The 22,089-nt window shown below is 69.7% G+C and carries 21 protein-coding genes; 12 read left to right on the top strand and 9 right to left on the bottom strand.

The genetic code is table 11. From position 1 onward, the window contains the following. Positions 1-313 precede the first annotated feature (313 nt). Positions 314-799: a hypothetical protein gene (locus tag ACIG36_RS06050; RefSeq protein ID WP_399924039.1), complete on the top strand. Its 486-nt coding sequence runs from the start codon at positions 314-316 to the stop codon at positions 797-799. 42 nt (positions 800-841) lie between these two features. Here ACIG36_RS06050 and ACIG36_RS06045 read toward each other — a convergent pair whose 3' ends face one another. After that, entirely contained in the window at positions 842-1,375 is a 534-nt protein-coding gene (locus ACIG36_RS06045) for a MarR family winged helix-turn-helix transcriptional regulator (protein ID WP_399922695.1), read from the bottom strand. 88 nt (positions 1,376-1,463) lie between these two features. Here ACIG36_RS06045 and ACIG36_RS06040 point away from each other — a divergent pair, with 88 nt between their 5' ends. The 3 genes from ACIG36_RS06040 to ACIG36_RS06030 all read left to right on the top strand — a co-directional run bounded on the left by ACIG36_RS06040 (position 1,464) and on the right by ACIG36_RS06030 (position 4,777). Continuing rightward, entirely contained in the window at positions 1,464-2,888 is a 1,425-nt protein-coding gene (locus ACIG36_RS06040; RefSeq protein ID WP_399922692.1) for a chloride channel protein, read from the top strand. Positions 2,889-2,952: 64 nt separating this feature from the next. Continuing rightward, on the top strand, positions 2,953-3,216 hold the full coding sequence (locus tag ACIG36_RS06035) for a hypothetical protein (protein WP_399922689.1): 264 nt from the start codon (positions 2,953-2,955) through the stop codon (positions 3,214-3,216). A 280-nt stretch (positions 3,217-3,496) separates the two neighbouring features. Further along, positions 3,497-4,777, top strand: coding sequence for a cation:proton antiporter (locus ACIG36_RS06030; RefSeq protein WP_399922686.1), 1,281 nt, complete (start codon positions 3,497-3,499; stop codon positions 4,775-4,777). Positions 4,778-4,897: 120 nt separating this feature from the next. On the opposite strand, the gene ACIG36_RS06025 is transcribed toward ACIG36_RS06030, so the two are convergent. From ACIG36_RS06025 to ACIG36_RS06015, 3 genes are all read right to left on the bottom strand, one after another. Beyond that, the gene (locus ACIG36_RS06025; protein ID WP_399922683.1) at positions 4,898-5,071 is read right to left on the bottom strand and encodes a hypothetical protein; all 174 of its coding nucleotides are present in this window, start codon (positions 5,069-5,071) and stop codon (positions 4,898-4,900) included. Positions 5,072-5,125: 54 nt separating this feature from the next. Next, a complete protein-coding gene (gene nhaA / locus ACIG36_RS06020) occupies positions 5,126-6,436 on the bottom strand; it encodes a Na+/H+ antiporter NhaA (protein WP_399922680.1) in 1,311 nt (436 codons plus the stop codon). 143 nt (positions 6,437-6,579) lie between these two features. Further along, entirely contained in the window at positions 6,580-8,118 is a 1,539-nt protein-coding gene (locus tag ACIG36_RS06015; protein ID WP_399922678.1) for an alanine/glycine:cation symporter family protein, read from the bottom strand. A gap of 632 nt (positions 8,119-8,750) precedes the next feature. Between ACIG36_RS06015 and ACIG36_RS06010 the strand changes: the two genes are divergently transcribed. From ACIG36_RS06010 to ACIG36_RS06000, 3 genes are read left to right on the top strand one after another with little or no spacing between them, the layout of a single operon-like run. Then, positions 8,751-9,617 carry an ABC transporter ATP-binding protein gene (locus ACIG36_RS06010; RefSeq protein ID WP_399922675.1) on the top strand — a complete coding sequence of 289 codons (867 nt, stop codon included), beginning with the start codon at positions 8,751-8,753 and terminating at the stop codon, positions 9,615-9,617. Beyond that, complete coding sequence (locus tag ACIG36_RS06005; RefSeq protein WP_399922672.1) at positions 9,614-10,594, top strand: ABC transporter substrate-binding protein; 981 nt, start codon at positions 9,614-9,616, stop codon at positions 10,592-10,594. The genes ACIG36_RS06010 and ACIG36_RS06005 overlap by 4 nt, the downstream gene beginning before the upstream one ends. A 12-nt stretch (positions 10,595-10,606) precedes the next feature. Beyond that, entirely contained in the window at positions 10,607-12,673 is a 2,067-nt protein-coding gene (locus tag ACIG36_RS06000) for an iron ABC transporter permease (RefSeq protein ID WP_399922669.1), read from the top strand. Between the two features lie 26 nt (positions 12,674-12,699). Here ACIG36_RS06000 and ACIG36_RS05995 read toward each other — a convergent pair whose 3' ends face one another. Both ACIG36_RS05995 and ACIG36_RS05990 read right to left on the bottom strand, forming a co-directional pair. Continuing rightward, on the bottom strand, positions 12,700-14,187 hold the full coding sequence (locus ACIG36_RS05995) for a SulP family inorganic anion transporter (RefSeq protein ID WP_399922666.1): 1,488 nt from the start codon (positions 14,185-14,187) through the stop codon (positions 12,700-12,702). A 205-nt stretch (positions 14,188-14,392) separates the two neighbouring features. Then, positions 14,393-14,830, bottom strand: coding sequence for an ArsI/CadI family heavy metal resistance metalloenzyme (locus tag ACIG36_RS05990; RefSeq protein ID WP_399922663.1), 438 nt, complete (start codon positions 14,828-14,830; stop codon positions 14,393-14,395). An 80-nt stretch (positions 14,831-14,910) separates the two neighbouring features. Between ACIG36_RS05990 and ACIG36_RS05985 the strand changes: the two genes are divergently transcribed. Further along, positions 14,911-15,285, top strand: a complete 375-nt coding sequence (locus ACIG36_RS05985; RefSeq protein ID WP_399922660.1) for an ArsR/SmtB family transcription factor — start codon at positions 14,911-14,913, stop codon at positions 15,283-15,285. Then, the gene (locus ACIG36_RS05980; protein WP_399922657.1) at positions 15,282-16,055 is read left to right on the top strand and encodes an aquaporin; all 774 of its coding nucleotides are present in this window, start codon (positions 15,282-15,284) and stop codon (positions 16,053-16,055) included. The genes ACIG36_RS05985 and ACIG36_RS05980 overlap by 4 nt, the downstream gene beginning before the upstream one ends. Here ACIG36_RS05980 and ACIG36_RS05975 read toward each other — a convergent pair. Further along, complete coding sequence (locus tag ACIG36_RS05975; protein ID WP_399922655.1) at positions 16,024-17,505, bottom strand: pyridoxal phosphate-dependent aminotransferase; 1,482 nt, start codon at positions 17,503-17,505, stop codon at positions 16,024-16,026. The genes ACIG36_RS05980 and ACIG36_RS05975 overlap by 32 nt on opposite strands. Positions 17,506-17,671: 166 nt before the next feature. On the opposite strand from ACIG36_RS05975, the gene ACIG36_RS05970 reads away from it, so the two are divergent. From ACIG36_RS05970 to ACIG36_RS05960, 3 genes are all read left to right on the top strand, one after another. Then, positions 17,672-17,866, top strand: coding sequence for a DUF6314 family protein (locus ACIG36_RS05970; protein WP_399922651.1), 195 nt, complete (start codon positions 17,672-17,674; stop codon positions 17,864-17,866). Between the two features lie 66 nt (positions 17,867-17,932). Next, a complete protein-coding gene (locus ACIG36_RS05965) occupies positions 17,933-18,343 on the top strand; it encodes a hypothetical protein (RefSeq protein WP_399922648.1) in 411 nt (136 codons plus the stop codon). Beyond that, on the top strand, positions 18,340-20,418 hold the full coding sequence (locus ACIG36_RS05960; RefSeq protein WP_399922645.1) for a TCP-1/cpn60 chaperonin family protein: 2,079 nt from the start codon (positions 18,340-18,342) through the stop codon (positions 20,416-20,418). Before ACIG36_RS05965 ends, ACIG36_RS05960 begins: the two co-directional genes overlap by 4 nt. Here ACIG36_RS05960 and ACIG36_RS05955 read toward each other — a convergent pair. Further along, positions 20,400-20,945, bottom strand: a complete 546-nt coding sequence (locus tag ACIG36_RS05955; protein ID WP_399922642.1) for a hypothetical protein — start codon at positions 20,943-20,945, stop codon at positions 20,400-20,402. The two genes, ACIG36_RS05960 and ACIG36_RS05955, sit on opposite strands and share 19 nt — an antisense overlap. Continuing rightward, positions 20,942-21,889 (bottom strand): M48 family metalloprotease, encoded by a 948-nt coding sequence (locus ACIG36_RS05950; protein ID WP_399922639.1) that lies wholly within the window; start codon positions 21,887-21,889, stop codon positions 20,942-20,944. Before ACIG36_RS05950 ends, ACIG36_RS05955 begins: the two co-directional genes overlap by 4 nt. Positions 21,890-22,089: the final 200 nt, after the last annotated feature.

Below are 22,089 nucleotides of genomic sequence, written 5' to 3'. Positions count from 1 at the left end.
GAGGTGCTTGCCGCGGACCTGCTGGTCGGTGCGGACGGCATCCACTCCACGGTCCGGGCCATGCCCTTGGGCGACGAGCGGAACTTCCTGCGGTACTTGGGGTTCCACACAGCCGCCTTCCTCTTCGGCGACTCTCTCCTGCATGTCGATGTCCGGGGCCGGTTCTGCCTGACGGACACTCCGCGCCGGCAGGTGGGCTTCTATGCGCTCAGGGACGGACGCGTGGCCGCGTTCGCCGTGCACCATGCCCGCTCCGCGGACCTGCCGGAGCGCAAGGATCGCGTTGCGGAAGGAGTACGCCGGGTGCGGATGGATGGCCGACCGCGCCTTGGCTCAGTGCCCGCCGCCAGGGATCTACTACGACCAGGTGGCTCAGGTCGTGATGCCGCGGTGGGGGAACGGCCGCGTCACGCTGGTGGGAGACGCGTGCGGAGCGGTGTCCCTGCTGGCCGGACAGGGCGCGTCCCTGGGGATCGCCGGTGCGTGTCTGCCGGCCGATCAGCTCGTCGCGGGCGTCCCGGTGCCCACGGCGCTCGCCCGCTACGAACGGACGTGGAAGCCGGTGGTGGAGAACAAGCAGCGGGTGGCCCGTAAGAGCGCCCGCTGGGACCTTCCGGAGTCCGGCGGTCAGGTGCTGGCTCGGCGGCTCGTGTTGAAACTCGCCCGGCTGCCCCGGCTGCCCCGGCTGGACCGGTTCTTCACCACCGCTTTCGTCGGGACGACCCCGCACCTGCCCGGACAGTCCGTTCCCGCGGTTCATGGATCCCGGCGTCGCCACCGGCGGCGCACTCTCCGCTGACCCGCGCTCCTCGTGACCGGTCCCGGCAGGGTGGGTGGAGGGTCATGCCCGGGGCCGGACGAGAGGGGTGTCCCAGCCCAGCGGGCACACGTCCTGCGCGGTTTCGGTCACCCTGGGCTCCTCACCGGCTTCGGCGAACACCGTCAGCGCCTCGACCAACGCGTCCCGTTGAGCAGGAGCCATGCGGGCGACGATCGCGGCGACTTCCTCGCGTCGCCGGCCGGTCACCTCGTCGACGATGCGCAGCCCCTCCGGCGTCAGGCGCGTCACTGTCTCCCGCCGGTTGCCGGGATCTCTCTCCCGGGAGATCAGCCCGGCCGTGTGGAGCCGGTCGACCATCCTCATCGCCGTGGACGGGTTGACGCCGAGCAGGTCGGCGAGCTTCACCAGCTTCACGGGACCGTGCGTCGAGAGCACGACCAGGAGCCGGAACTGAGGCAGGGTCACCCGGTCCTCCACTGCTGCCAGCGACCGCGCCGAGACGGCGACAAGGACACGTGAGGCGGTCAGTACCGCACGGGTCACCGCGGCGACGTCATCGGGGCCCTGTGGCAGCGGGCGGGCACGCTTGGGCATGACACCCTTTCTACCGTGCCGGACTCCACGCTGTCGCCCCTCCCCTTGACAAGCTTTGCATAATGCAAAACGAGTGAGGAGGGGGAAGATGAGTGGTATACCCACCGCGGACTCCGCCGGCATACCCGCCGGTACCCAGCCACCCCGACACCACTTCCACCCCCGAATATCCGGCCCGATACACCGGATACGCCAGGCCCCTTGGGCCCTTGCCGTTCTCGCCCCCGCGACCGGGGCCGCAGCCGCCCTCGGCGCCGTCGCCTTCCACTGGCTGGCCGACGCCCTAACCCGCGTCTTCTGCGGCCACACGGACTGTGCAAGCGCCGCCCGGGCGGCGCACCCGCTCATACCCGGGCTCGGACCGTACGTCCTCTTCGTCGCCCCCGTCATCGGAGGCATGCTCTACGGCCCGCTGATCCACCGCTTCGCCCCGGGCCCCGGCGGTCACGGACTGCCCGAGCTGATGCTCGCCGCCTCCCGCGCGGATGGCCGCGTCGTCCTTCGCCCCACCCTTGTCAGAGCCCTCGCCTCCGCCGTGTGCATCGGCTCCGGAGGTTCCCTCGGCCGCACCGGGCCGATCGTCCAGCTCGGCTCCGCTCTGGGATCCCTGCTGACACGCCTCGCCAAGGCCCCGCAGGAACACAACCGGCTACTGCTGGCCTGCGGCGCGGCAGGCGGCGTCACTGCCGCTTTCGACGCCCCCTTGGCCGGCGCGTTCTTCGCCATGGAACTGATCCTGCGCAGCTACACCGTCGAGTCCTTCGGCGCGGTCGCCTTCGCCGCACTGGGCGCGGACGCCGTCACCCGCACGCTCTCAGGTACCACGGTCTTCCTCGACCTGCCCGACCTGGCACCCGTCGATGCGGCCGACCTGCCGCCGCTGATCCTTCTCGGGACCGCCGCGGCCGTGGTCAGCGTGGCCTTCACCCGCATTCTGTACCGGGTCGAGGATGCGTGCACGTGGGCCTGGCGAGGGCCGCAATGGCTGCGACCGGCCGCGGGCGGCCTGCTCCTGGGGGCCCTGCTCCTCGCCCTTCCTCAGCTGCACGGCTCCGGCTACCAGGTCCTCAAGACGGTCACCGACGGGCACTACCTGCCAGGCTTCCTGCTCCTGCTGCTTGCCGGCAAGATCTTCGCCACGAGCCTGACGCTGGGCATCGGCGGGGCAGGCGGTGTCCTCGCCCCCAGCCTCTTCATCGGCGCCGCACTCGGGGCCGCCTACGCCGACGGACTCCGCACCCTCCTGCCCGGCGTCACAGGACCAACCGCCCTGTATGCCTTGGCGGGCATGGCGGCCGTCTTCGCCGGCTCCTCGCACACGCCGGCCACGGCCATCGTCTTCGCCTTCGAACTCACAGGGCAGTACATGGTCGTACTGCCGGTCATGCTCACCGTGATCACCGCGACCTTCACTGCGCGTCTGCTGTTCCGCCACACCATCCACACCCTCAAGCTCGCCCGCAGAGGCATCATCCTGTCCAGCCCCGACACCAGGCCACCGTCTGCGGTCTGACCAATGGAGCAGCGTGCGCGCGGTGCGGATGCGGGCATGCGCACCGCAGCTCATCCTCCTTCAGATGGCGCGCTGCCTGGTCTCATGGCGTGCCGGGAAGCCTGGTCGGCGTGGCCTCGCGCCCACGGGCCCGGACTTCGCATCGGTGATCGCAGGCCGCAAGGAGATCCCGGCGCGGCTGTGGCAGTTGCTGAACTTGGACAGCGGCGTCAATGGATACGGCCTGGCCGTCACCGCCGTGACCATCGCCCTGTCCGCCGTCTACATCGGCTGCGCTACTTCGTGCTCGCCTGAACATGGCACTGAGCACAGCAGTATCAGCCCATGAGCGATGCGGTGACCGCGCGAGGTCGGCAACTCGTGCGACGGACATAGGAACGGTGCAACGGCCCGGTGCCCACTCAATCGGGTGGGGTACCGGCAACAGCCCTCGCGGCGAGACACATCGGGTGTTTAGGATCACTAGCAGACAAAGCGGAGAAATGCCGTCCCCGCCGGGTGAATTCGCGAGTCCACTGACGCAGGCCGGCAGCGAGGCCCGTACGGGGATTCCCGCTGGCCTGACCAGGAGAGGTATCAGGACGTTGAAGGACTCCTCACTGGACGTTGTGATCTTCGCCGACATCGCAGTCATCCTGCTCATCGGCGTTGTGATCAGCCCACTGCGCACACGCCTGCGCCAGCCGGTCGTCGTCGGTGAGATCGCGGCCGGCCTCCTGCTGGGGCCGAGCGTGCTGGGACTGCTACCCGGTGACGTTCCTGGGCTCCTCTTTCCCGAAGCCGCCCGGCCGCATCTGTCGACCATCGCCCAAGTGGGCATCGCCCTCTTCATGTTCATCGCAGGATGGGAACTCGACTTCCATCCCCTGCGAGGCCGGTTCCGCTCCGTCCTCACCATCACGGCGGTCTCGCTGGCCCTTCCCTTCCTCCTCGCGGTCGTCACGGCCGTTGCCCTCGTCACCCTCCACCCCACCGTTACCACCTCGCGAGCACCGGCCGGAGTCTTCGCAGTCTTCATGGGCATCGTCCTGTCCATCAGCGCTCTGTCCGTCCTTGTCCGGATCATCAAGGAGAACGGTTTCCACAACACCCAGGTGGGGACGATCGCCACCGCGTGCGGGGCCATCACCGAGACCATTGCCTGGTGCTCAGCCGTCGTCCTCTTCACGGCCGCCCGAGGCGAAGGGGTCACCCCCTGCCTGCGCACCCTGGTCCAAGTCGCCCTCTACGCCCTCGTGATGGTCTGCCTGATCCGACCCCTACTGCACAGATTCCTGCGCCGCGACAGCGCGGCAGAACACCAGCTCCTGCCGATCCTCGTGATCAGTAGCGGCGTGCTCCTCTCCTCCTGCGTCACAGCGCACCTCGGCATCCACGCGGTTCTGGGCGCCTTCGCCTTCGGCCTTGTCATGCCGCGCGATATCTCCCCGGATCTCCACCGGTCCCTCGAAGCCCCGTTCCAGCACACCGGAACCCTGCTCATCCCCGTCTTCTTCGCTCTCACCGGACTCTCTGTCGACATCACCGAACTCGGCCCCGTCGGGGCACTGGCCCTCATCGCCTTCCTCTGCATCGCGTGGGCAGGGAAATTCGCCGGGACATTCACCGGCGCCCGCCTCGCGGGCTTCCCTCAGCAGGAATCCACCGTGCTGGCCACATTCCTCAACACGCGAGGGCTCAGCGAGGTCATCATGCTGACCCTCGGGCACAACGCCGGCATCATCAACGACGAGATCTTCACGGCGATGCTGCTCACGGCTCTCCTGGCCACAGCCTCCGTCAACCCCTTGGTGAGGCTTCTTGCCACCAGGTCGCTCGCTGCGTCGGCAACCATGCCCGTTCAAGCCGTCCATGAAGCGGTGGAAACCAAGCAAGAACGCACAACGTGAGGCGGGACTGACGAGACCGCTGCTCCGCCCGCGAGCCCTCGACGTCCCGGACAGCCCGGCAGGCTCGGTCGGTACGCGGTGCCGACCTTCCTCTGGTGCCCGACTCAAGGCTTTGACAGGTCATGCGTCGGCGAGAGTGGTGTAGTGCCCGGTGTCAGCAAGCTCGCCCAGATCGATGCCAAGGTCGGGCAAGTCATGGACGGGGAAGGAGCCGGGGGGGGCGAACTGCATGGCCAGGCGTTTGGGTGCCAGCTCGCCGGCCACGGGGGTGACGAAGGTCAGCAGCAATGTCACCAGGGCGACGGCGAGTGGCTCGGCCAGGCCCGGGGTCGCCGGGCACGCAGCCGGTCATGCCTTGGACGGTGCGCCCCCGGGCGCGGGCTGGTAGACGTCGGGGATGCCGTCACCGTCGGCGTCGACGGTCTCCTCCTGGTACAGGCGCCGGTAGACCGCGTTCCGACGGCGGAGCAGCAACGCCGCGAGTGCGGCCGCGGTGAGTGAGGCGATCAGTACGGCTGCCTTGGCCTGTTCGCGGAGCGCGTCGCTGGGGAAGGCGAGTTCGCTGATGAGGAGGGCGACCGTGAAGCCGGTCCCGGCGAGGACGGAGAGGCTCAGGAGATCGGACCAGGCGAGGTCGGGGTTGAGGCGGGCGCGGGTGAAGCGGGCGGCGAGGTAGGTGCCCAGGAAGACCCCGAGGATCTTGCCCACGACCAGTCCCAGGGCGACGCCGAGCGGTTCCGGTCTGGTGAAGGCCGCGGTCAGGGCCGGTCCGGAGACGGTCACGCCTGCGGCGAAGAGCGCGAAGAGCGGTACGACGAGACCGGCGGAGAACGGGTGCAGCAGGTGGGAGACACGGTTGCCGGGGGAACGTGTCCCGTCCTTGTCCGGGGTGGTGCGCAGGATGAGGCCCATGGCGACGCCGGCGACGGTGGCGTGGATGCCACCGTGATGCGTAAGCGTCCAGATGGCGATGCCCAGCGGCACGTACCACCACCAACCGCGGACGCGGAAGCGCTGGAGGAGGTGGAAGAGGACGAGTCCGGCGCAGGCTCCGCCGAGGGCGAGCGGGTCGATGTCGGAGGTGAAGAAGAGCGCGATGACGAGGATGCCGCCGAGGTCGTCCACAACGGCGAGGGTCAGCAGGAAGGCCCGGAGGGCGGCCGGGAGGTGTGTGGAGACGACCGCGAGGACGGCGAGTGCGAAGGCGATGTCGGTGGCCATGGGGACGGCCCAGCCGTCCGGGCTGCCTCCTCCCGCCCATGAGGTGATCGTGTAGAGGGCGGCGGGTACGGCCATGCCGCAGACGGCGGCGATCACAGGAAGTGCGGCGGTGGCCGGTGTTCGCAGTTCGCCGACGACGAGTTCGCGCTTGAGCTCGATGCCCGCGACGAGGAAGAAGACGGTGAGCAGTCCGTCGGCGGTCCAGTGCCCGAGCGAGAGGTCCAGGCCCAGCGGGGGTATGCCGAGGTGGAGGTCGCGCATTGCCTCGTACGCGCCGCTCCAGGGGCTGTTGGCCCAGATCAGTGCCACGACGGAGGCGACCAGCAGGACCAGGCCGCCGATGGTCTCGGTCCGCAGGGCTGCGGCGACGGCTCGGCGCTCGGGCCAGGGCAGGAGCCCGAGGAAGACGGATCGCCGGGATGGCGGGGCAGTGGTCATCAAGGCTGTACTTCCGGAGCATCGGCAAGAGGTGAGCAGGACCCCGAGCGGGGTGGGTCGCAAGGAAAGGGGCGGGTCCGTGCGCACCAAAGGCGCGAGGTGCGTACGGACCCGCCCGAGGAGCCGGGCCGCGGGGAGTGCGGTCAGACGGTGGTCTTCACCGGCTCCTGGTCTGCATCTCCCTCGGCCGTGTCCTGTCCGGCGTCACGGGCCCGGACGAAGGCGAGGAAGGACTTCAGCTCCCGCTTGACGACGGGGGCGAGGAGGTAGAGGCCGGTGATGTTGATGACGGCGAGGATGAAGAGCACCGCGTCGGCCATGTCGATCAGGGTCTGCAGGGTGAGCAGGGAACCGGCGACGGCGAAGAGGGTGTAGAGGACCTTGTACGTCAGCTCGCTGGTCCTGCTGCGGCCGAAGAGGTAGGACCAGGCTTTCAGGCCGTAGTAGCCCCAGGTCAGGACGGTGGAGATGGCGAACAGCAGCACCGCGACGGTGAGGATGTAGGGGAACCAGGGCAGGACCGTGCCGAAGGCGTCGGAGGTGATCGTCACGCCGCCGACGGTCTTGCCGGCGCGGGCCTCGCCCCAGCTGGCCGGGTTGGCGATCACGATCGTCAGGGCGGTCATGGTGCAGATGACGACGGTGTCGATGAACGGCTCCAGCAAGGCGACCAGGCCCTCGCTGGCGGGGTGCTTGGTCTTGACCGCGGAGTGCGCGATCGGGGCGGAGCCGAGGCCGGCCTCGTTGGAGAACGCGGCCCGCTTGAAACCGATGATCAGCGCGCCCAGGACACCGCCGGCGACGCCCTGGGGGTGGAAGGCGCCCTCGAAGATCGTGGAGATCGCGGAGGGGATGGCCGTGACATGGGTGAGGATCACGATCAGGCAGGCCACGATGTAGATGCCGGCCATCGCGGGGACGAGCTTCTCGGTGACCGAGGCGATGGAGCGGATGCCGCCGAGGAGCACGATGCCGACCAGCGCCGCGATGAGGAGACCGAAGAAGAGGGCGCCGGCCGAGGAGCCCAGGGGGCCGCTCTCGCCGCCGGTGACGGAGACGAGCTGGACGTAGGACTGGTTGACCTGGAAAAGGTTGCCGCCGAAGAGCCCGAAGAAGAGGATCATGGCTGAGGCGAGGACGGCGAGGATCTTCCCGAGCTTCTTGCCGCGGGCGCCGAAGCGGTCGGCCAGGCCCTTGGGGAGGTAGTGCATCGGGCCGCCGGAGACGCTGCCGTCGGCGTGCACCTCGCGGTACTTCACGCCGAGGGTGACCTCGACGAACTTCGTCGCCATGCCCAGCAGACCGCACAGGATCATCCAGAACGTGGCACCGGGACCGCCGATGGAGACGGCGACGGCGACGCCGGCGATGTTGCCCAGGCCCACGGTGCCGGAGACCGCGGCCGTAAGGGCCTGGAAGTGGTTGACCTCGCCGGCCGACCCCTTCTCGTCGTACTTGCCGCGCACCACGTTCACGGCGAGGCGGAACTTGCGTATCTGCACCAGACCGAACCAGGTGCTGAAGATCAGTCCGGCGGCAACGAGCCAGGCGACGATCAGGGGGAGATCGGCGCCACCCACGGGGACGGAATAGAAGACGACATCGCCGAGCGCTTTGGCGATGGGCTCGAAGAATCCGCTGACGGCCTCGTCGACGGAACGGGTGACGGAATCGAGTGACATAGGGCTTACCTCGGTGGCGCAGAACCGGCGCAGAGCGGTGCGCGGGCATGAGTGCGGGCTTTGAGTGAACGCCGTCGTCCGATCGGCGACCGGGGGTCGTGGTTCGCGGACTCGAACCGTGATCTCCCGGACCGTGCAGGCCGGTGGGTGCCGGCTCTCCTGTCCCGGCGGGGGGTGGTGCCGGAAGCGGAGTTGCGCATTCTTAGCACGTCTTTTACGAACTCTTTAGTGACGCGCGTCACGTCGACAGGTCTTTGAGTGCATAAATCCAGCCACAGTGACGTGATTGTTATCCCGGCCGGACCGTCGCCGGCCGCCGGAGTCCGGACGGGGTTCGGCGCGTGCCCGGGGCTGCGATGACTGTGCGTGTGGGTTCCGTGCGACGGCGACGGGAGGGGAGCCGTGTCAACGGGTCGGTGAACCTCGCGGGAGCGGCCTTGGTCCTGCTCGCGCCGCGGGATGTGTTCCACGTTTGGGCACGGATGATGTGGAGCCTGTCACCCGCAGCAGTGCCCCGGCGCTGGGGAATCTGCGCTCGGCGGTCAAGAGACAGAACAGGGCAGTAAGGGCATCAATATCGAGCAGCGACAGGCGTTTTCGGGCCATCCTTAGGTTAGGCTAACCTTCATCGCGTGAGAGCTGGTGAAGATACCTCCGAGCCCACCGGGCCCCGGCGCCACGGTCATGAACTGTCGGCCACGGGAGTCACCGTGGCCTATGACGGCGTCGACGTCGTGCACGCCGCGTCGGTGACGCTGCGGCCCGGCGAAGTGACCGTCCTGGTCGGCCCGAACGGCAGCGGAAAGTCAACGCTCCTGCGCACACTCGCGCGTCTGCAGCGCGCCAGGAGCGCCACGCTTGTCCTCGACACCGACACCGACGGTCTCGCGCTGCCGTCCCGCGAGTTCTCCCGCCGCGTCGCCCTGTTGACGCAGGGGCGCCCCACTCCCGGCGGGCTGACCGTGCGGGACGTCGTCGAGTTCGGCCGCTACCCGTACCGGGGCCGCTGGGGAAAGACCGACCCGCACGGACGGGCCGCGGTGGACCGCGCGCTCGCCATGACGGGCGTCGCCGAGCTCGCCGAACGCGGCGCCGAGCACCTGTCCGGCGGACAGCTCCAGCGCGTCTGGCTCGCCTGCTGTCTCGCCCAGGAGACCGGCGTGCTGCTCCTCGACGAGCCGACGACCTACCTCGACCTGCGCTATCAGGTCGAGCTCCTCGACCTGATGCGCGATCTGGCGGACGACCACGGGATCGCCGTGGGCGCCGTCCTGCACGACCTCGACCAGGCCGCGGCCGTCGCCGACCGGATCGTGCTGCTCCACCAGGGACGCGTCATCGCCGACGGCCTCCCCGAGGACGTCCTGACGCCCCAGCGCCTCACCGACACCTACGGCATCCGCATCGACGTCGACACCGACCCCCTCACCGGCCGCCTGCGCACCCGCGCGATAGGCCGCCACCACTCGCGCAGCGAAAGGCTCAGCACCCCCTCATGAGACGCCTCCTCCTCGCCACGGCCGCCACCGCCGCGGCCATCGCCCTGACCGCCTGCGGGACCACCGAGCCCGCCGCCGACAAGGCCGGGAAGCCCGCCGAGCGCATCACCCTCACGGACGCCTCGGGCGAGAAGGTGGAGCTCGACGGACCTGCCAAGAAGGTCGTCGGGACCGAGTGGCACGTCGTCGAGAACCTCGTCTCGCTGGGTGTCGCCCCGGTCGGCGTCGCCGACGTCAAGGGCTACAAGACCTGGGACACCGCCGTCCCGCTCAAGAACGAGCCCAAGAACATCGGCACGCGCGGCGAGCCGAGCATGGACACCATCGCCGCCCTGAAGCCGGACCTCGTCGTCGCCACCACCGACCTGCCCGCGGCCGCCGTGAAGCAGCTGCGCAAGGTCGCCCCGGTCCTGAACGTGCGCGCCGCCGACGCCACCGACCCGATCGGGCAGATGAACAGGAACCTGGACCTCATCGCCCAGGCCACCGGCACCACGCAGCAGGCCGGGAAGCTCAAGGAGCAGTTCCGCAAGAAGCTCGACGAGGGCAAGCGGGCCCTCGCCGACGCCGGTCGCGCCGGGGCGGAGTACGCCTTCGCCGACGGCTACGACGTCTCCAACCAGATCACCATCCGCCCCTTCACCAGCGGCTCGCTCATCGGCGCGGTCAACGAGAAGCTCGGCCTGAAGAACGCCTGGTCGGTCAAGGGCGACGCGAGCTACGGGCTCGGCTCCACCGACGTCGAGGGCCTCACCAAGCTCGGCGACGACGTGCAGTTCGCCTACATCGGCAGTGACGGCGACAAGAGCAGCATCCCCTTCACCGGCAAGCTCGCCGACAACAAGGTGTGGACGTCACTGCCGTTCGTCGAGAAGGGCAACGTCCACCGGCTGCCCGACGGCATCTGGATGTTCGGCGGACCCGAGTCGATGGGCAAGTACGTCGACGCCGTCGTCGAGGCGCTGAAGAAGAAGTGAAGAAGTAGGGCCATGACCGTCACCGCACCCACATCCGCCACCCGTCCGTCGGCGGCCACGTCCCGGACGGGCGCGGCCGCGGTGACGGTCGCACTGCTCCTCCTCGTCGCGGGCCTCGCGGTTGTCGACATCACGCAAGGCACCGCCGCCGTCGGCGCACCGGAGGTCTGGAAGGCGCTCACCGGACACGCCGATTCGGCCGACGCGTCCGTCGTCGTCGCCTCCCGGCTGCCGAGGGCGGCCGCGGCCCTGCTCGTCGGGGCAGTCCTCGGCATCGCGGGGGCCGCCCTGCAGGCCGTCAGCCGCAACGTCCTCGCCTCCCCCGACACCCTCGCCGTCAACGCCGGCTCCTACCTCGCCCTCGGGCTGACGGCCGCCACCGGCGTCACGCTCCCCTTCTTCGCCTCCGCCGGTGTCGCGTTCGCCGGCGGTCTCGCGGCCGCGGCCGTCGTCCTCGGGCTGTCCGGCCTGGGCACCGGCACCGTCCGGCTCGTTCTCGCCGGCAGTGCCCTCACCCTCGGACTCACCGCCGTCACCGAGAGCCTGCTCCTGTTGTTCCCCCGGCAGACCGAGGGCATCTACCAGTGGAACCAGGGCAGCATCGGCCAGAGCGGATTCGACGGCGTGCTGCAGGTGGCACCGATCGGCCTCGCCGGCCTCGCCGGGCTGCTGCTCCTCGCCCGCCGGGTCGACGCCCTGGCGCTCGGCGAGGACGCCGCCCGCGGCCTCGGCGTCCCCGTCCGGGCCACGCGCCTCATCGCCGTCCTCCTCGCGTCCCTGCTCTCCACGGCCGCCGTCACCCTCGCCGGGCCCATCGGCTTCGTCGGCCTGTGTGCCCCCGCCCTCGTCCGGCCCCTGGGCTCCCGCTTCCGCGCGTTCACCCGGACGCGGGCGAGCCTGCCGGTCGCGGCGCTGACCGGCGCGGCCCTGGTACTCGGCTCCGACGTGCTGCTACGCGCCCTCGTACCGGCGGACGCGGCAGTCGCCGTGCCGACCGGCGTCGTCACCAGCCTCGTCGGCGCCGTCTTCCTGATCGCCATGGCCACGCGGGCGAAGGACACCGCCGGGGCCGCCGCGGCCGACCGGCTGCGCATCAGGAGCCGGGCCGTCCTCCTCACCACCACGGCCGTCCTGGTGGCCGCGCTCATCGGCGTGACCGTCGCCGCCGTACTGCTGGGCGACAGCAAGCTGCTGCTCGGCGACGTGCTCAACTGGGCGCAGGGGAGGGCCGGCCGGACCGTCACCTTCGTCCTCGACACCCGGGTGCCCCGGGTCCTCGCCGCCCTCCTCGCGGGCGCGGCGCTCGCCCTGGCCGGGACGCTCGTCCAGGCCGTCACCCGCAACCCCCTCGCCGAACCGGGTTCCCTGGGCGTCTCCGGCGGCGCCGGCCTGGGCGCCGTCCTCCTCGTGACGACGGTGCCGACAGCCGGATCGTGGAGCGTCGCCGCCGCGGCGTTCGCGGGCGCCGCCGTCGTCTCCGTCCTGGTCTTCGGACTCGCCGCGCGGGGCGGCTTCCAGCAGAACCGGCTCGTCCTCGTCGGCTTCGGCGCCGCCACCGCGACAGCCGCCCTGATCAGCCTTCTCGTCATCCTCACCGACCCGTTCAACGCGACGAAGGCGCTCACCTGGCTGTCGGGTTCCACCTACGGGCGCACCCTGCCCGACGTGGCGCCGCTCGCTGCCGTGCTCGCCGCGGGCCTGCTCGTCGCCGGCCGGCGGCGCACCGAGCTCGACCTCGTGTCGCTGGACGAGGACACCCCGAGGCTCCTGGGGCTCGGCCTGGCCCGGGGCCGCCTCGGCTTCCTCGCGCTGAGCGTCCTGCTCAGCGCCACCGCCGTGGCCGCCGCGGGCACGATCGGCTTCGTGGGCCTCGTGGCTCCGCACGCGGCGCGAGCTCTCGTGGGCCGGCAGCACGCCCGGGTGGTGCCGGTCTCGGTACTCCTCGGCGCCATCCTGGTCTGCACCGCCGACCTGGTGGGCCGTACCGTGATCGCCCCGGCCCAGCTCGGCGCCGGCCTCATGACGGCGGTGATCGGCACGCCGTACTTCCTCCACCTGCTGGTACGGACGCGCCGATAGGGCTGCGCGCCGGGCTTGATCCTTGGTCAGTGACTGGCGAGTTCGCCGGTGAGCCTGGCGTGGAGGTGGGCGCTGGGCTGGTTGAGGCCGGTGATCTCGACCGTCTTGCCGCGCTGGGCGTATTTGGTCTCGACGGCGTCCAGGGCGGCGACGGAGGAGGCGTCCCAGATGTGGGCGGCGGACAGGTCGATGACGATCCTGGCCGGGTCGCCCGCATAGTCGAACCGTCCGACGAGGTCGTTGGACGAGGCGAAGAACAGGGCACCGGTCACCCGGTAGACCACGGACGTGCCGTCGGGGTCCGTGACGGCGGTGACGTCGGCGAGGCGGGCGACGCGCCTGGCGAAGACGACCACGGCCGTGAGCGAGCCGACGACGACACCGACCGCGAGATTGTGCGTCGCCACGACGCAGACCACGGTGATCACCATGACGGCGATCTCCCCGGCCGGCATCCGCTTCAGCGTCCCGGGGGCGACGGAGTGCCAGTCGAACGCCGCGAACGACACCATGATCATGACCGCCACCAGGGCCGCCATCGGGATCTCGGAGACCACCGGGCCGAAGGCGAGGCACAGCACCAGCAGGAAGGCACCGGCCAGGAAGGTCGACAGGCGGGTGCGGGCGCCCGAGACCTTCACGTTGATCATCGTCTGGCCCACCACGGCACAGCCGCCCATGCCGCCGAAGAAGCCCGTGACGATGTTCGCGATGCCCTGGCCGATCGACTCGCGGGTCTTGGACGAGCGCGTGTCGGTGATGTCGTCGACGAGCTTGGCCGTCATCAAGGACTCCATCAGGCCGACCAGCGCCGTGGCGAAGGCGTACGGGGCGACGGTGGTGAGCGTCTCGAGGGTGAACGGCACGTCCGGCAGGCCCGGCACGGGCAGTGCGGACGGCAGATCGCCCTTGTCGCCGACGGTCGGCACCGCGATCCCCGCGGCCACGGTGATCAGGGTGAGGGCGACGACGGACACCAGCGGGGCCGGCACCACGGTGGTGATCCTCGGGAGGAGCACCAGCAGCGCCAGGCCACCGGCGATCAGCGGGTAGACGGCCCAGGGCACGTTCCGCATCTCGGGCACCTGGGCCATGAAGACAAGGATGGCGAGCGCGTTGACGAAGCCGACCATGACCGAGCGGGGGACGAACCGCATCAGCTTCGCCACCCCGAGCGCGCCGAGGGCGACCTGGAAGACGCCGGCGAGGATGACGCCGGCCAGCAGATAACCCAGGCCGTGCTCACGGTTGAGCGGGGCGATGACCAGGGCCACGGCACCCGTCGCTGCGGAGACCATGGCCCGGCGGCCGCCGACGACCGCGATGGTCACCGCCATGGTGAACGAGGTGAACAGCCCGATCGCCGGATCGACCCCGGTGATCACCGAGAACGAGATCGCCTCGGGTATCAGCGCGAGCGCGACCACCAGACCGGCCAGTACTTCGGTGCGCCAGACCTTGGGATCGGACAACCAGTCGGGCTTCAGAGCACGCAGCCGTGCGGCAGGGGACACAGGGGCAGCAGCAGAAGGGGACAAGGAGGAACCTGTCGTGCTCGGGCACCCCCTCGCGGTCACGGCGGGTCGGGGTGTGCGGGACGTGCGGGGCAGCCGGCCCCGGCACGGCGACGGCGGGGCCGCGCTCAGCCGCTCTCACCTCGGCAACTGTACCCGGAGAACGGCCTGGTCATCCCCTCCTTCCGCTCCCGACAGCCCGCCTCTACGTCGTGACGGGGCCGCTCGTACAGCAGGCGGCACCGTCCTGCCCGACCGGGCTCTTGCCGAGTGTGCCGGCGTCGGCCTTGACGACGTAGACCTCCCACGGCTCCTTGCCGGGGCCGTGGACCCACACCTTGTCCTGGAGCGCGTAGCAGCAGGAGGTGTCGTTCTCCTCGAACGTCGCCAGGCCTGCGTCCCGCAGGCGGGCGGTGGCGGCGGCGACCTGGTCGGTGGTCCCGACCTCGACGCCGAGGTGATCGAGGCGGGTGTCCTGGCCGGGCTCGCCCTCGATGAGGACGAGCTTGAGCGGTGGCTCGGTGATGGCGAAGTTCGCGTAGCCGGGCCGGCGCTTGGCGGGCCGGACGCCGAAGAGCCTGGAGTAGAAGGTCACCGACGCGTCGAGGTCGGCGACGTTGAGGGCGAGCTGGACACGTGACATGGCGATCTCCTGAGTCCCTCTGTATCGATGGATTTCGATTCAAGATTGCGCCTTGGATCGAAGAACGTCAAGATAGAAGCATGTCGAAACAGGATGTGGTGCTCGGCCAGGACGGCCCCGGCGGCTGCTGCCCCGCGCTGCTGACCGCGCCCCTGGGCGAGGACCGGGCCCATGAGCTGGCCGCGGTGTTCAAGGCCCTGGGCGATCCGGTGCGGCTGCGGCTGCTGTCGATGATCGCCTCGCGCGAGGGCGGGGAGGTGTGCGTGTGCGAGCTGACCCCGGCGTTCGAGCTGTCCCAGCCGACCATCTCCCACCACCTGAAACTGCTCCGCCAGGCCGGGCTGATCGACGGGGAACGGCGCGGGACGTGGGTGTACTACCGGGTCGTGCCCGGCACCCTGGACCGGCTGGCCTCCGTCCTGCGCACCCCGGCCGGCACCGGAGCGACGCCATGACCGCCCCACTGATCCGCCGCGTCGCCGCCGAGGCCCTGGGGACCTGTCTGCTGGTCGCGGTGGTGGTCGGCTCCGGCATCCAGGCCACCGAACTGACCCGCGACGTCGGTGTGCAGCTGCTGGCCAACTCGCTCGCGACCGTCCTCGGCCTCGGGGTGCTGATCACCCTGCTCGGCCCGGTCTCCGGCGCCCACTTCAACCCCGTGGTCACCCTCGCCGCCTGGCTCACCGACCGCCGCGGCGGCCGCGGGCCGGGTCCGCGCGACGTCGCGGCGTACGTTCCCGCCCAGATCGGCGGGGCCGTGGCCGGAGCGGTGCTGGCGGACGCGATGTTCGCCCGTCCGCTCGTCCACTTCTCCACCCACGACCGTTCCACCGGCCATCTGCTGCTCGGCGAGCTCGTGGCCACCGCCGGGCTGACCCTCCTGGTCTTCGGCCTGGCCCGCACCGGCCGCGCGCACTTGGCACCGGCCGCGGTGGCCGCGTTCATCGGCTCCGCGTACTGGTTCACCTCCTCCACCAGCTTCGCCAACCCGGCGGTGACCATCGGACGGGCCTTCACCGACACCTTCGCCGGTATCGCGCCCGCCTCCGTCGCCCCGTTCATCGCCGCCCAGTCGGCCGGTGCCGCTCTGGGCCTGGCCCTGACCACGGTCGTCTTCGGCCGCTCGACCCCGACCTTGGTGCCCGCCCCCGCCGACGAGCCGCCCTTGGCCGCGGAGGACGTGGGGAGGAGGCTCAGCGATCGTCTCCGGCGTGGCGGGATTTGAGGGCCAGACCGATGCGGTTGATCGCATCGTGGATCTTGTCCTTGTCGAAGGCGGTGTAGCAGAGGCGGAAGTATCCGGGCGTGGGCGCGGACAGTGTCTGGCCCGGGAGCAGTTGGACGTGGGCGTGTTCCTGGATGTACCGGGACAGGTTCTCCTCCGGGCTGCTGATCTCGGAGAAGAGGACCGGCAGGCGGAGATCACCGGGCTTGGGCGCGCTGCCGTTCCCGTTCGCGTGGTGCCCGTTCCCGTGCCGGGGAAAGTGCGGCCCTTGCTCGTAGGGGATCTCCGGGGCCTGGGGGTCCAAGTACTGGCGCAGATCGAGCCAGAAGAACTGGGCCGGGTTCTGTCCGTCGTGGAAGACGTACGGGATGTGGTTGTCGTCGAGCGCCTGTCTGGCCGAATGGAACGCGTCGGTGAGGACGCCCCGGTAGTCGTCCATCAGCTCGAGGGCGAAGCTCCGGTCGGTGTCCAGGGTCTCCAGCAGGCTGCCGATGACGAGGTTGCTGAGAGAGTTGAACGGGCTGAACCACGAGAACGGTTCGCCGTACTTGCCCGCCAGCACATCCTTGACCTCGGGCGACCGGGTGAGGATGACCCCGGCCTTGAAGCCGGAGAGCCCGAAGTCCTTGGCGAATCCCCAGACGACATGGACGCGTTCGCGCGCGGCGGGGATGTCCCGGTAGGCATCGAGTGCGAAAGCGCTGACGAAGGGCAGCCGTGATGTCTCGATCTGGGAGTGCGCGTACATCTCGTCGGAGATGATGTGCATGTCGGTGGCGGTCAGGGCCCAGGTGTAGATCTTCTCGAGCAGTCCCTTGTCGTAGTTGACGCCCAGCGGGTTGTGGGGGTTGGTGAGCACGAGGAGCTTGGGCCGTTGTGCCTGCGGCGCGGAGTAGTAGGCGCGTTGGATGTCCTCGAGGGTGAGCTCGAAGTTCTCCAGGCCCTTCGTCTCGAGCCGGACGGGTACGCACGTCAGCTCGGGCCGTTGCTCGAAGCACCACTTGAACCCCTGCCAGAAGGGGGCGGGGATCAGCACCGGGTCGTGCGTCGCGACGGCCCCCGTCTTCTTGAGCGCGAACGCCAGACATTCCAGGGCCCCCGACACGCCGGCCGCACAGAAGACGTCCTCGGAGTCGAGATCCGCGCCGAACCGGGGACGGAGCAGCTCCGCGATGTCCTCGCGCATCGGCTGGGTGCCGTAGATGGGCACGGGGTACCTGATGTCCTGCACCTCGATGCGGCGGAGCCGGGAGAAGACCTTCTCGTTCATCCTCGAGTACAGCAGGACGTTCTCCGCCGTGGCCAGGTTGACCAGGTCGGGGTAGAGCTGCTGCTGGACGGCGAGGCGCTGCTCGGGGTCGGCGGTCCGGGCGAGGAGAGCGATCACCTCGGCCGGGGTGCGCCCCGCGACGCGCTGACGGGCGGTGTCGTCCTGGGAGTGGGAAACCACAGTGTCCTCCTGGCCGAGTCGCAAACGGTGACAACAGGGGCGGGACGGGAACTCACGCGCAAGCTCCATCATTCGCGTACACCGGCCCTCTTGCCAGAGCGCGGTTCGGCCACGTGCCCGCTACGACGACCGGCTCTCCTGAGCCCGGTCGAGAGGAGGCCGAGCCGTGCCGGACCTTCGCTCCGGCCACTGGGCCGTACACCACCCCTGCGCACCCGACCGCTACGACGGCACGTTCACCGTCCTCTCACCCGACGAGTGGCAACTGCACTGGCGCACCACCGGCCCCGCCAAGGACTATGCGCAGCGCTCCGTCTACCGACGGATGCGGGAGACAGCGTGTGCCCCGTCCGCGCAGTGAGGTTTCTGCCCACTCGATCTCCGTCAACTGGGCTTGGCGCGGTGACGCCCAGGGGACAGTCCAGGAATGGACATCCGCATCACAGTTGAATCCGGCCAGGGCGAAGCGGACCTCCGCTCCTTGGAGGAGTGGCTGCTGCGAAGCCGTGGTCTGCGTCGGACCCCCATCACCCGCCCTGCGCCCGTCATACGACCGGACGACATGGGAGCCGTCAGCGACATTCTGATGGTCTCCTTGGGCGCGGGAGGTGCCGGGGCGGTCCTGGCGAACGCCGTCTCGGTATGGCTGCAGAACCGTGTGACGCACGTCAAGGTACGGATCGAGAGTCCGCGGGGCAGCGTGGACGTGGAGGCCGGCAACATCCGGAACCCCGCTGCCTTGATCATGCGCATCCTGGAGGAAGGCCCCGACATCGACAGCGGGCCGCCTCCGGACGGCGATGACGACGGTACTGCGCCCATGGGCCGAACGCCATGACCGATCTCGCTGATCCACTTCAGTCCAAGGCGGTACTGATCGGCGTCAGCGCCTACGAGAAGCTGACGCCGCTTCCGACTGTCGTCAACAACCTCACGGACCTCGCCGCCGCGCTCCATGACCCGGAGAAATGGGGGCTGACCCGGGAACGATGCATCGTGCTGCCCGAGCGGAGAGCACCCGCCGATGTCAGTACCGTGCTGCATCAGGTCGCGCAGGAACCGCTGGACACCCTGCTCGTCTACTTCGCCGGGCACGGACTGGTCGAGAAGAGGACCGGTGAGCTGGTCCTGGCCATGGGCAGAACAAGCTCCGAGGTACCGCATCTGACCGGGTTGAGATACCCGGACGTCCGGGACATCCTCAGGGACTGCCGTGCCGACCGGCTCCTGCTCATCCTGGACTGCTGTTTCAGCGGGCGGGCCACCGGTGTCATGGCGGATCCGTCCTCGGTTGTGGTGGGACAGCTGGATATCGAGGGGACGTATGTCCTGGCCTCGACGGACGCCACAGCGCCGGGCAGAGCCTCCGATGGCGGGCGGCACACCGCGTTCACCAGTGGGCTGCTGGAGGTCATCGGCAAGGGTGTCCCCAGCGGACGGCCATATCTCACTCCCGGCGACCTCTTCGAGTACACCCGGAGAATCATGGCCGGTCATGGCTGGCCACAACCGACGCAGAGCCATGAGAACAGGATCCGGGAGCTGCAGCTCATGCGAAATCCATGGTCGGGCGCGCTGCGGTGGTTCTCGAAGCGTCGGCACTCCGGTGCGCGCCCGGACACGGGCGCCTCGGATCTCGTCGTGGGCATCCATGTCGCCGTGAGCGCGGTGCGGCCCGCGCTCGGCCCCGCGGGTCCGGATTCCCTCACCGAGCTGGAAACGGCGATGCGCAGGGCCGACCGCCGGTGGCTGCCGGGCATGGAACTGGTCCGTGACGTGATGACGGTCATGCGCCGGGACTACGGTGACGGGGCCGCGACCGCCGCGATCGTGGTCAGCGAACTGCTCTCCGGCATTCATGAGGCGGTACGGGCGGGCACAGGGTGGCAGGAGGTCGCCGATTGCGCCGATGAGGAGGCCGCCGCCGTCCTGCGCCGGCTGGCGGCCCCGGTTCCGCAAGCGGACGGGCCGACTGCGGAGGAGATGGGCGGAGCGGTGGCGACGGCCTTGGGAGACGTCGCGGAAGCAGCACGGGTGATGGCGGCAGTCGCACGCGTGGGAGCGCATCGGGTCGAGATCACCACCGGACCCCACGCGCCCGCCGACCCCGAGTCCGGGCTGTCCTTCGTCAGCCGGCTCACCCTGGATACGTCGGTTCTGGTGCCGAATTCCTCCGTTCGGGCTGTGACCCTTCACGAGCCGTACGTTCTGGTGGCACCGGGCGGGGACATCCCCGTCGCGGAGTTGCAGCACATCGGCTGGCGGCAGCCGGGACCGCTCCTGATCATCGCGCCGCGCGCCGACTCGTTCGCGATGAGCTCCCTGCACCGTCTGTTCGCGGAGACGGTGGTCGTGGTGTGCCCCGCGGGACCGGCCACCGACTGGGATGCGCTGTGCGCCCGGACCGGCCATGGCCTGCTGGCCGGCCGGCCGCTGGGCCGGGCCGGCCGGGCGCTGGTCACGCCGTCCTCCATCACAGTCACCGGACTTCCCGGGACCGCACCGGTCGACAGCGGCCGGGTGCAGGTACACGCGGGCCCCGCTGGGGGAGCGGCGCACGCCGCGGCGGTACGGGCGCTCGCCGTGGCCCGCTCGGCGGGCCGCTCCGGTGTGCTGCCCGGAGGCGGGAGCGCACTGTACCGGGCCGGGCGGGCACTGGGAGCGGATGCCGGTCTGTTCCACGCTGCCCTGGCTGCCCCGCTGCGGCAGCTCGCCCGCAACGCGGGGCAGGATGCCGACGAGGTGATGGCCCTGCTCGACGCGGCGCCGGCCGAGGCGTCTGCCGGGTTCGAGTACGGCAGCGGCTCGGTCACCGACCTGCGGGCCGCGGGAGTCCTGGATTCGGTGGCCACCGTACGGGGAGTGGTGGAGAACGCGCTGGCCGCGGTCTCCCGTTATGTGACGTCCTTGTGATCCGCGCTCCGGGCGCCGCACTTCGTGCAGAAGGCAGCGTCGGCGAACCGCGCGTGACCGCACTGATGGCAGTGACTCCGAGCCCCGGGCGCCGGCTGCCCACCAGGAGAATCCAGCGGCCCCGCCAGGCGGGAGAGGCGGTTCAGGCTCAGCTCCGCCACCTTGATCGCTTCGTCGTCCAGCCCGGCCTGGTTGATGATCCCCCAGAGCTGGGTCAGCAGGACGGGCCAGGCGACCAGCATGGCCACCGCGAACGGCAGTGCTTGCTTGCCGAAGATCCCGGCCCCCGCCCGGACCAGCGTTCCTGTCGGCTGCGGCAGGAGCTCGATCTTGAGCGCGGTTCGCAGGCCGACCACTTTCTTGAACATGCCGCCCTTGGTGATGCTGATGTCGTGTCCGCCATCCGGACCCGCGAGGGCGGCGGTCTCGTAGCCACGTTCCTGGAAGTGGGTGACGAGATCGGTGGCCACGGGCGTGAGGTCGGGAATCGCGACGGCGATGAGCTTTTCGCTGCTGAACGCTTTCATGAGCGTGCCCCCGTGGCCGGGCCGAGGTCCTTTCCGCAGCGTTGGCAGTACAGCCAGTCGGTCCTGACCGGACGACCGCACCCGGAACATGCCGCCGGATCGGTCCCGCCGGTGCCGTTGGCCTGTGCGATCGCCATCACCTGCCGGAACGTCTCCGACTCCGCCCAGCGCTGAATCTCCCGCAACCGCAGTGCGGGGTTCGGATGTGTTGCCTTGCTGTCCAGCTGGCGCAGCAGGAATCGGTCCAGTTTCGTCTCACGCATCGCTGCGTCGAACTCGTCGGCCTGCGCTGCGAACGCCGGATAGCTGATCTGTTCCTTGGGTAGCCACTTGGGTATCCCGTGGAGGTGGAAGAGAGCTCGCTGGAGCTCTTCGGGGCCGCCCATGAAGGCCACGGCCGCCCGGTCGGCGGTGAGCTCGCTCTTGCGATACCAGTCCAGCAGCGCCACTTTCAGCGGTTCCGAGAGCACCGTAGCCACGATTCCGGCCTTGCCGCTCAGGGCTCCCATGCCGTTGAACAGCGCCAGCGCCATCTGCCGGTACAGCACGTGCTCGGCGAGGATGTGGCCGCATTCGTGAGCCAGCACCGCCTGGACCTCGTCCTCGGGAAGGGCGAGGAACAGCTCGTTGTGGATGACGATGCTGGTGCTGGAGTGTCCTATGGTCAGCGCGTTGGCCTGTCCGGGCATCAGATAGAGCTCCGGCTCCTCGATGCCGAAGGCCGCGCATATCGGCGGCAGCAGTTTGTGCACGTCCGGTACCTGATGAGGGCCCAGCCGGATCGCGTTGGAGAGCAGCCAGGCCCGGTCGCGGCGGTCCGCGATCGTCTTGCGGTACTTCGTTGTCGCGGCCTGGAGTCCGGGGATCTTCTCCAGTTGCTGACGGGCGGCGAGATCGAGGGGGTGGAGGATGTCGTTGATGCTGAAGGACGTGAACGTCGTCATGGTTCCCCCAGTGGCGCAGGCAGCCTTGTCCGCGGCCGATGCCCCGGGAGTCCCGGTATGCACCCGGCCTGCACGCATCGTGGCGCAGCGGCGCACATGGCTGAATCCGGTTCGTCATGAATACGCCTTTCCCGCCACGGGATCAGCATCTATCGGGTCGAGAGATACAGCAAAAAGTTGACAGGAACTCATATCGTGGT

This window comes from Streptomyces sp. NPDC053048 (assembly GCF_044547045.1).
In the GTDB taxonomy this organism is placed as follows: Bacteria; Actinomycetota; Actinomycetes; order Streptomycetales; family Streptomycetaceae; genus Streptomyces.
Note: the sequence above shows the minus strand (reverse complement) of the source record. Positions and strands in the feature narration are given on the sequence as shown.

Bases quoted from the DNA above. Each gene is read 5' to 3' on its own strand.
- ACIG36_RS05960 (WP_399922645.1), top strand. From the start codon at position 18,340: ATGACCGATCTCGCTGATCCACTTCAGTCCAAGGCGGTACTGATCGGC.
- ACIG36_RS05955 (WP_399922642.1), bottom strand. From the start codon at position 20,945: ATGAAAGCGTTCAGCAGCGAAAAGCTCATCGCCGTCGCGATTCCCGAC.
- ACIG36_RS06005 (WP_399922672.1), top strand. From the start codon at position 9,614: ATGAGACGCCTCCTCCTCGCCACGGCCGCCACCGCCGCGGCCATCGCC.
- ACIG36_RS05965 (WP_399922648.1), top strand. From the start codon at position 17,933: ATGGACATCCGCATCACAGTTGAATCCGGCCAGGGCGAAGCGGACCTC.
- ACIG36_RS06035 (WP_399922689.1), top strand. From the start codon at position 2,953: ATGGCGCGCTGCCTGGTCTCATGGCGTGCCGGGAAGCCTGGTCGGCGT.
- ACIG36_RS06000 (WP_399922669.1), top strand. From the start codon at position 10,607: ATGACCGTCACCGCACCCACATCCGCCACCCGTCCGTCGGCGGCCACG.
- ACIG36_RS05990 (WP_399922663.1), bottom strand. From the start codon at position 14,830: ATGTCACGTGTCCAGCTCGCCCTCAACGTCGCCGACCTCGACGCGTCG.
- ACIG36_RS06045 (WP_399922695.1), bottom strand. From the start codon at position 1,375: ATGCCCAAGCGTGCCCGCCCGCTGCCACAGGGCCCCGATGACGTCGCC.
- ACIG36_RS05950 (WP_399922639.1), bottom strand. From the start codon at position 21,889: ATGACGACGTTCACGTCCTTCAGCATCAACGACATCCTCCACCCCCTC.
- ACIG36_RS06015 (WP_399922678.1), bottom strand. From the start codon at position 8,118: ATGTCACTCGATTCCGTCACCCGTTCCGTCGACGAGGCCGTCAGCGGA.
- ACIG36_RS05985 (WP_399922660.1), top strand. From the start codon at position 14,911: ATGTCGAAACAGGATGTGGTGCTCGGCCAGGACGGCCCCGGCGGCTGC.
- nhaA (WP_399922680.1), bottom strand. From the start codon at position 6,436: ATGACCACTGCCCCGCCATCCCGGCGATCCGTCTTCCTCGGGCTCCTG.
- ACIG36_RS06050 (WP_399924039.1), top strand. From the start codon at position 314: ATGGCCGACCGCGCCTTGGCTCAGTGCCCGCCGCCAGGGATCTACTAC.
- ACIG36_RS06040 (WP_399922692.1), top strand. From the start codon at position 1,464: ATGAGTGGTATACCCACCGCGGACTCCGCCGGCATACCCGCCGGTACC.
- ACIG36_RS05980 (WP_399922657.1), top strand. From the start codon at position 15,282: ATGACCGCCCCACTGATCCGCCGCGTCGCCGCCGAGGCCCTGGGGACC.